Source organism: bacterium (assembly GCA_040753555.1).
GTDB lineage: Bacteria > UBA9089 > UBA9088 > UBA9088 > UBA9088 > JBFLYE01.
On the sequence record JBFMDZ010000254.1, the window covers coordinates 1 to 2602 of the forward strand.

Genomic DNA, 2602 nt, shown 5'->3' on the forward strand with positions numbered 1-2602 from the left:
TATTTAATATATCGGCATTTTTTCCTTTTTTTTAAAGATAAAATTTTAGTTTTTCTCTTTTTGAATAAAATAAAGTGTTAAAAACCTAAGCAGGATTTGTTTCTACAAACTTATGGGTAAGTTCCAGGTTTTTTAAGGTTTATTAAATTATTGTAAGCTTGGGTATTTTTAGGATCAAGAGCAAGGATATTTTTACATTCCTCTATGGTTTCTTCTACCATTCCTTTTTTATAATAGATTCTTGCCAAAGAATTATGCATATTTATAATATCTTCTGGTTCTGAATTGATTTTTTTAGATATTTCAATTTCTTTTTTATATTCCAAGATAGCCTTATCCAATTCTTTTTTCATTTCATAGGTTAATCCAAGATTATAATGAAGATTTGGATAATCAGAAGACCTTTTTAAAGCCTCTTTAAATTCAAAGATAGCCTCATCATACATCTTGTTTTTTAAATACTCTATCCCTTGGGCTATATGACCCTTTGCTGATCTTTCTGGGTTTAAAAAGAATCCAATCATATATTCTCCTTTTTTTAAGCTCCTCCATTCGCCATTTTCTAAAAAATATGATCTTCTAAAGGAATAAATAGAATCAATCTTAATTTTTAAAATAAAGTCTGATTTTATCTTTGGTTTTATAATGATTGTATTTATTCCTTGCTTAAGATTCTTGGGATTGATATATATTGTATTAAAGGTAACTAATGAGGAGGTGGGTTTAATAATAACCTTTTTTTCCTTCCCATTCACCTCAAATATCAATATTGGCTCTTGAGAATATGTATACAAATGATACCAAAAAAAGAGTAAAACTTCTTTAAAGTTATCAATATCTTCTCTGATTATCAACTCCTTTTTTATAATATCAGACAAGGATTGGATAGAATAATAATTCTCTCCACGAATCATTCCACTATTATCCCTAATAACAATTGTATCTTCTCTTTGAATATGAAACCCAAAAGGAGAGATATAAGGGGCTAATACACTATAAATTGCTTGTAGGCGGGTTAAAGAAAGAAAAAGGATTAGGGGGATTAAAGATAGAGATATAGTCTGATAGCTTTTAGCCTTAATCTTCTTATACCACCAATAAAGTGTAAAACCAGCGAATGGAATAAGAGAAGGAAGAAAGGCAATCCTATATCTTTCTAGGACAAAGAATAGAATCGTTCCTATCATAAAAGATAGACAAAAAAGATAGAGTAAAAGGCATTTTTTCCAAATCCTTATAGAAAAAAGTATTCCTAAAAGGCCAAGGGAGGCTACAAATCCAAAGTTTAAAAAGGCTATGTTTGATATCCAAGAAATCTTTTTTAAAAACTTAGGGTCTATATTATTCTCAATCTCTACAGTTGCCGTATCCCAAAAGAGAGAAAACTTTTTGGATAAAAGCTTAAGATATTGCTTTGGATTTTTCTTAATAAACCTTACTACATCCTCTATATATGCTTTATCACCTTTTTCTTTTACCATTTTTGCTATCTTTTCTGAATATTCAGGTGGAGGATAGGCAAACCATCCCTCACTATGTGGATTATTCCCAATCCAAAGATTAACTGGCCCATTGGTTGAAATAAGGACAAATCTGCCTGATACAAGGTAGTTTCTTATGGTTGCAGGAGAGATGGTAAAAAGGATAATTAAGCAAAGAAAGCCATAGCTTAATAGTTTTAAGTTTTTAGTTTTTAGTTTTGAGTTTTTTAGCATCCAGATAAGAATAAATGGGACAAAGAGCAAGATATTTGCCCTGGTTAGGGCAGAAAGACCTAATGCAATTCCAGCCAAAGCAAGGTTTTTGTAAGAGGGGTTATCCTCTATTCTTAAGAGGAGAAAGATAGATAATGTATTCAAGAATGTTACCAAGGATTCCATAAGCAAGACACCTTCGTGGATATAGAACATTCCATAAAGAATTGAGATAATTAGGGAGATATAGCCTACAGTTTTATTAAAAACTTTTTTTGCAATAAGGTAGGTAAGGAAGGTTGTAAATACACCAAGGATCATCTGAATAAGCCTTGGAATATATGGGTCTATACCAAAGATTTTATAGATTAGGGCAAGAAAATAAAAATAAAGAGGTCCATAGTAATATGGCGACTTCTCTGAAAATGTGCCATTTATGATCTCTTTTGCATAATTATCATAAGTAAGCATATCTGTTCCCGGAGAAGGATTATAAAACCCAGGGTCATTTGCCTTAAGGTGGGAAAGATAGATAAGGCGAAAGATAAGGGCAACAAGAAGAAGGCTTGCAACAATAATGACTTCTCTGGTAAGGAAAAAAGGCAATTTAATTTTCTTATGTTTAGCAGGTTTTTTCCTTTTCACAATCTCAATTATATCCTGTCTTTATTCAAAAGTCAATCGTTAGGGTATGCAAATAAACCCCAAAAGAGACAAAGAAAACAAAAATGCCAAAGATGTAATCCTTTGTCTTAAATGGCTCTTTATTTTTACCATACCTTTCTTAATCCATTTAACCCCACTAGGTAATCCTCATACTCTAAGTTTGTAGAAACTCCGTATTCCTTAAATATATCCATTATCTTTGATATGGAAACACCCGCTATCTTTGCTGCCTTTTCTATGGA

Annotated in this window: 1 protein-coding gene; it reads right to left on the reverse strand. The window is 31.2% G+C overall.

Annotated features, from left to right (window positions below; genetic code table 11):
- Positions 1-110 precede the first annotated feature (110 nt).
- Positions 111-2339: a glycosyltransferase family 39 protein gene (locus tag AB1630_12105; GenBank protein MEW6104536.1), complete on the reverse strand. Its 2229-nt coding sequence runs from the start codon at positions 2337-2339 to the stop codon at positions 111-113.
- Positions 2340-2602: the final 263 nt, after the last annotated feature.